This window comes from Pseudomonas sp. GW456-L12 (assembly GCF_059424045.1).
Genome location: NZ_JBWKZA010000064.1, coordinates 1 through 6,899, shown reverse-complemented (window position 1 = coordinate 6,899; position 6,899 = coordinate 1). Strand labels below are relative to the sequence as shown.

The following is a 6,899-nucleotide window of genomic DNA, read 5'->3' as shown; positions in this document are numbered from 1 at the left end:
CGGCCGACAAGCTGGTGATCACCGTCGATGACGACACCCCGACCCTGGCCTTCGGCAACCTGATCGGCACCGGTACCCAACTGGCGCAACAAGGCTACTGGAACATGGGGTCTGGCGCCGACGGGCTGGATGCCAACGGCCTGGACATCTCGCTGGTGAACGACCAGTTCACCCTGGTCCGGCCGGACGACACGACCACCACCGGCACCGGTACGCTGGTCGAACAGTCGCCGTCACCGGACGCCAATGGCGCCTACCAGTTCGCGGGCACCTTGACCGGTGACTTCGACAACAACGCGGCCACCGCCGATACCACCATCCACTACACCCTGAGCGCCTATGCCAATGGCACCTATGCCCTGGACCTGGAGGAAGGCTTCCGCTCGACCGTGGTCCTCAGCAGTGCCGATGGCTCGCTGGATGCCGGTGGCCCGGACCCTGTGCGCACGTTGACCATCGGCACCGAGGATGTGGTGTTCTTCGGCGCGAATCCGCTGGCGCCGCAAACCGGCGCGAACAGCATCCTCACCGGCATCGGGCTTGGCGCGCCCGACCCTACCGAAGCGCAGTTGCAGACCAACCCGCTGCCGTCCTACATCGGCTCGGCGGCCTTGAACGTCAGCACCTCCGGCATCGGCATCGCCAACAACAACCTGGAGGGCAACAACACGGCGGGTATCAATGCCGGTGACGAGAGTTTCGTGGTCAACCCCGAGACGCTGCTGACGGCCATGAAGGTCTATATCGACAACTCGGTGCAGGGCTACAACCCGGCCACGGAAGAGCTGTACTACACGATCTACTACGACAACGGCACGACCTCGGGCGCGCCCATCAAGGTCCAGGCCGCCGACCTGCAGGCGGAAGCCGGAGGCCAGACCTCCTTCACCGTAGAGTGGGACGGCACCCACCTGATCGACGCGGTCCAGCTGACGATGGGCAAGGGTACGATCAAGATCCCGGTGATCGAGTTCATTCACGAGACCCAGAACCTGGCCAGCGATATCCAGCTGGCGTTCAACGCGACGGTGACGGACAAGGACGGCGATACGGCCACCAGCGCGTTCGACGCCAACCTGTTCGCCAACGACCCGGCCAACGCGCTTTTCGACTTCAGGCTGGTGGGCACCACGGGTGAGCGGGATGCCTTCAACATCGACCTGTCGGCCGCCGAGAACCAGTACCAGGTCACAGGCTTCGATGCGGGCGCCGGCCAGCGCGATGCGGTGGTGCTCATTGGTGACGCGGGGGCCGTTGTGCAGTCGGTCGACAATGCCGGCAGCGACAGCATCGTGACGGTGGCCGAGACCGGCGGACAGATAACCACCATTACCCTGGTCGGAGTCGACCTGCTCAATACCGACATTGTGATGGGCAGCGTCTGAAACCTCGCGCAGGCGAATGAAAGCGAGGGTGGCCTGGAAACCACCCTCGCTTTTTTTTTGCGCGCCCATATGAAAACCGCGGCGAGCGCTCGAGCAGCCCGTCGAGCCGCTCGACGACGGCCTGTGGCCGCCATCGCGGGCTACCCCTGAAGCCCCCCTCGGGGTCCTGTTTGCAAGCGCGGCTGCGCCTTATCCCGCGTCCCTTCCTGAATAGGCTGAAACTCCCATCCGGCCTGGGAGTATCGGCCAATGCGCAACCTGCGCGGCATCCCCATAGTGGTTGCATCTGCCAACAGAGGGCCCAGCTGCGGCCTCAACGACTGGTATTGCACAGGAGAACGTCATGATCACTTCTAAAACAACCACATCTCCCACGAACGACCTGACCGCTGACACCAGTACCACTCTCTACCCCGTCTTCCCCAGTGACGACACGCTGACCCTCAGCACCGCCCAGGCGAACGGCACTGCGCCCGTGGTGATCGGTGCAAGTGTGACCCTGGACGAAACCACCGGGTTGCAGAATGCCACCACCACGCCGAGCCCGGCAGGAGACGCTGACGACAATGACATCCTGTTGTCCGCCCTGCCCTCGACCTTCGCCACCCGCCTGACCGCCCTTGGCGCCGGTACCGCCATGGACGCCGCCTTGAGTGGCTATACCGGTGCCGTGGGCGACACCGGCAGCAATGCCTTCACCCTCAACCTGACACCCGGTATCAACGTCCTCGATATCAAGTTCACCGACAGCCTGGGCGCGGCGCTCAACGGCCTGGACAGCGGGCTGGATACCCTCGATGGCACCAGCATCCTGCTGTATACCGATACCAACAACAACATCCTGCTGGGCCGGGCCGGAGGCCCTGACGGGGCGATCGTGTTCGCCGCCTATATCGAGGAAACCGGATCGCCGGTCAGCGGCGGCAAGATCTGGACCGTGGAATACCAACCGCTCAAGCACCCGGACGCGAGTAATCCGGACGATGCCCTCAGCCTGCTGGACAAGGTGTTCGTCAGCGCCCTCAAGGACGGATTCGACCTGACCAACGCCCCCTCCGGGCAGAACCTGTTCCTGATGTTCACGGGGTCGAACCCGACGGTGGTCAACGACGGCGGTGTGTTGCGGGTCAGCGATCCGACGATCATCGCCACCGGTAAAGACCCTGCGGACCAGTCATCGGGCGCCAACATCAACACCGGTGACACCATCAACACCAGCCAGGGCGGTGGCCCGACCACCATTGGTACCAACAACCAGATGATCGTGGAACAGGAAGGCATCCGCCTGACCTTCGTCACCGGCGCCCGGCTGGATGTGACTGTTCCCAACCTGAGCCAGAACGAAGCCGACGTCGAAGCCAACATCGACTACACCGCGATGTTTAATGCAACGACGGCCAGTTTCGATGTCGTGCAACTGCAAGGCGGCAAGACCGCGATGGTCAAGATCAGTGCCTACAGCACTGCGGTTGAAACCGGCGTGAACTTCGTCAACGGCTATGCGAACGATACGTCGGTGGCCATCACCAATGTGCGCATCTTCGATAAAAGCACCGGGCTGGTGATCGAGAACTCCGACGGCTCGGTGAACGATCCGAACATTGCCATCAGCTTTACCGGCGGCGTGGCCACCATCACCGGCGTCAAGGCCGGCTACCAGATCGAATACACCACCAGCGCGGATCACAACCGCGTGCTGATCGAGAACGGGGCGGCCGTCAACGCCAGGGGCGATAACCACGCCGACTTCGATATCGGTGGTTTCTCGCTGCGCCACCCCTCCACGATCACCACCGAAATCGGCTCGCAGATGATCTTCGAGGACGATGGACCGGCAGCGGCCGGGACCGCTGAGGCCGGCACTGTCGACGAAGACGGCCTGGCCAATGGCATCCCCGGCGGTGTCGGCGACGTGCCTGGCGAGGTCACCAGCGTCAGTGGCAACGTGACCGCCATCTTCCAGTCCGGCGTCGATGTACCGCTGACTTACTCCTTGTCGAGCGACACCAGCGGCCTGCCAGCCCTGACATCCGGCGGAGTGGCCCTGGTGTACAGCGTGGTGGGCGACACCCTCACCGCCAAGGCCGGCGCCGTCGATGTGTTCACCTTCAGCCTCAGCGCCGCCGGTGCCTATAGCTTTACCCTGCTGCAACCGCTGGATCACCCAGCGGGTGACGACGAAAACGACATCACCCTCAACCTGGGCACGCTGCTGAAGGCCACGGATAAGGATGGCGACACCGCGACGGCCGCCGCCGAGAAGCTGGTGATCACCATCGACGACGATACGCCCACCGCGACCGGCGTCGCCGCGGCCGGCACCGTCGACGAGGATGGCCTGGCCAATGGCATTGCCGGCGGTGTCGGTGATGTGGCGGGTGAATCCACCACGGCCAGCGGCACCGTCACGGGCATCTTCCAGTCCGGGGCCGACGTACCGCTGACTTACTCCCTGTCGAGCGACACCAGCGGCCTGCCAGCCCTGACCTCCGGTGGAGTGGCGCTGGTGTATAGCGTGGTCGGCGACACCCTCACCGCCAAGGCCGGCGCAACCGATGTATTCACCTTCAGCCTCAATGCTGCAGGTGACTACAGCTTTACCCTGCTGCAACCGCTGGACCATCCAGCCGGTAACGATGAAAACGACATTACCCTCAGCCTGGGCACCTTGCTGAAGGCCACGGATAAGGACGGTGATACGGTGACGGCCGCCGCCGAGAAACTGGTGATCACCGTCGATGACGACACGCCCACCGCCGCCGGAACCGCCGAGGCTGGAACCGTCGATGAGGACGGCCTGGCCAACGGCATCGCTGGTGGTGTCGGTGACGTGGCGGGCGAAGCAACGACGGCCAGCGGCAATGTCACGGGCATCTTCCAGTCCGGGGCCGATGTGCCGCTGAGCTATGCCCTGTCGAGCGATACCAGCGGCCTGCCAGCCCTGACATCCGGCGGAGTGGCCCTGGTGTACAGCGTCGCCGGTGACACCCTGACGGCCAAGGCCGGCGCGGTCGATGTATTCACCTTCAGCCTCAGCGCGGCGGGCGCCTACAGCTTTACCCTGCTGCAGCCGCTGGATCACCCGGCGGGCGACGATGAAAACGACATCACCCTCAACCTGGGCACGATGTTGCAAGCCACCGACAAGGATGGCGACACAGTAACCGCCGCGGCCGACAAACTGGTGATCACCGTCGATGACGACACTCCCACCGCGAATGGCACCGCTGGAGCCGGCACCGTCGACGAGGATGGCCTGGCCAACGGTATTGCCGGTGGTGTCGGTGACGTGGCGGGTGAAGCGACGACGGCCAGCGGCAGCGTCACGGGTATCTTCCAGTCCGGAGCCGATGTACCGCTGACTTACTCCCTGTCGAGTGATACCAGCGGTCTGCCAGCCTTGAGTTCAGGTGGAGTGGCGCTGGTCTACAGCGTCGCCGGCGATACCCTGACCGCCAAGGCTGGCGCAACCGATGTATTCACCTTCAGCCTCAGCGCCGCCGGTGACTACAGCTTCACCCTGCTGCAGCCGCTGGATCATCCAGCCGGCAACGATGAAAACGACATCAGCCTCAACCTGGGTGCAATGCTGCAAGCCACGGACAAGGACGGCGATACGGTAACGGCTGCCGCCGAAAAACTGGTGATTACCGTCGATGACGATACCCCAACCGCCACCGGAACCGCCGAGGCCGGAACCGTCGATGAAGACGGCCTGGCCAATGGCATCGCCGGTGGTGTCGGCGATGTGCCCGGCGAAGCCACCACGGCCAGCGGCAATGTGACTGCCATCTTCCAGTCCGGTGCCGACGTGCCGCTGACTTACTCCCTGTCGAGCGATACCAGTGGCCTGCCAGCCCTGACGTCCGGCGGAGTGGCACTGGTGTACAGCGTCGCCGGTGACACCCTGACCGCCAATGCAGGCGTGGGTGGGGCCGAGGTATTCACCTTCAGCTTCAGTGCCGCAGGTACCTACAGCTTTACCCTCCTGCAGCCGCTGGATCACCCAGCGGGCAATGATGAAAACGACATCACCCTCAACCTGGGAAGCCTGTTGCAAGCGACCGACAAGGACGGCGATACGGTAACGGCTGCCGCCGAGAAACTGGTGATCACCATCGATGACGACACCCCAACGGCGAATGGCACCGCTGCGGCCGGCACTGTCGATGAAGACGGCCTGGCCAATGGTATTGCCGGTGGTGTCGGCGACGTGGCGGGCGAGGCCACCACCGCCAGCGGCGACGTCACGGGTATCTTCCAGTCGGGTGCCGACGTACCCCTGACTTACGCCTTGGCGAGCGATACCAGCGGTCTGCCTGCCCTGAGCTCGGGCGGAGTGGCGCTGGTGTACAGCGTCGCCGGTGACACCCTGACCGCCAATGCGGGCGCGGGTGGGGCCGAGGTATTCACCTTCAGCCTCAGTGCAGCGGGCGCCTACAGCTTTACCCTGCTGCAACCGCTGGATCACCCGGCGGGCGACGATGAAAACGACATCACCCTCAACCTGGGCACCTTGCTGCAAGCCACGGACAAGGACGGCGATACGGTAACGGCTGCCGCCGAAAAACTGGTGATCACCGTCGATGACGACACGCCAACCGCCACCGGCACCGCCGAAGCGGGCACTGTCGATGAAGACGGCCTGGCCAATGGCATCGCCGGTGGCGTCGGCGACGTGCCTGGCGAAGCAACGACGGCCAGCGGCAATGTGACGGGCATCTTCCAGTCCGGCGCTGATATACCGCTGACTTACGCCTTGTCGAGCGACACCAGTGGCCTGCCAGCCCTGACGTCCGGCGGAGTGGCGCTGGTGTACAGCGTGGCGGGCGATACGCTGACCGCGAATGCGGGCATGGGTGGGGCCGAGGTATTCACCTTCAGCCTCAGTGCCGCAGGCGCCTATAGCTTTACCCTGCTGCAACCGCTGGATCATCCAGCGGGCAACGATGAAAACGACATCAGTCTCAACCTGGGAACCCTGCTCCAGGCCACGGATAAAGATGGCGACACCGTGACGGCCGCCGCCGAGAAGCTGGTGATCACCGTCGATGACGACACGCCAACGGCGAATGGCGCCGCTGGGGCCGGAACCGTCGATGAGGATGGCCTGGCCAATGGCATCGCCGGTGGCGTCGGCGACGTGGCCGGTGAGGCGACGACAGCCAACGGCAGCGTCACGGGCATCTTCCAGTCCGGGGCCGACGTCCCGCTGACTTACTCCTTGTCGAGCGACACCAGTGGCCTGCCAGCGCTGAGTTCGGGCGGAGTCGCCCTTGTCTATAGCGTTGCCGGCGACACCCTGACGGCCAAGGCTGGCGCAACCGATGTATTCACCTTCAGCCTCAATGCTGCGGGTGACTACAGCTTCACCCTGCTGCAACCGCTGGATCATCCGGCCGGTAACGATGAAAACGACATCACCCTCAACCTCGGCACCCTGCTGCAGGCCACGGACAAGGATGGCGACACCGTGACCGCCGCGGCCGAGAAACTGGTGATCACCGTCGATGA

The 6,899-nt window shown here is 64.1% G+C and carries 1 protein-coding gene and 1 pseudogene; both read left to right on the top strand.

The genetic code is table 11. From position 1 onward, the window contains the following. Window positions 1-1,385: pseudogene (locus AC07Y9_RS32055) on the top strand (DUF5801 repeats-in-toxin domain-containing protein); the annotation flags it as partial. 343 nt (window positions 1,386-1,728) lie between these two features. After that, window positions 1,729-6,899 (top strand): T1SS-143 repeat domain-containing protein (locus AC07Y9_RS32050; RefSeq protein ID WP_494990497.1); only part of this gene is annotated, 5,171 nt, incomplete at its 3' end.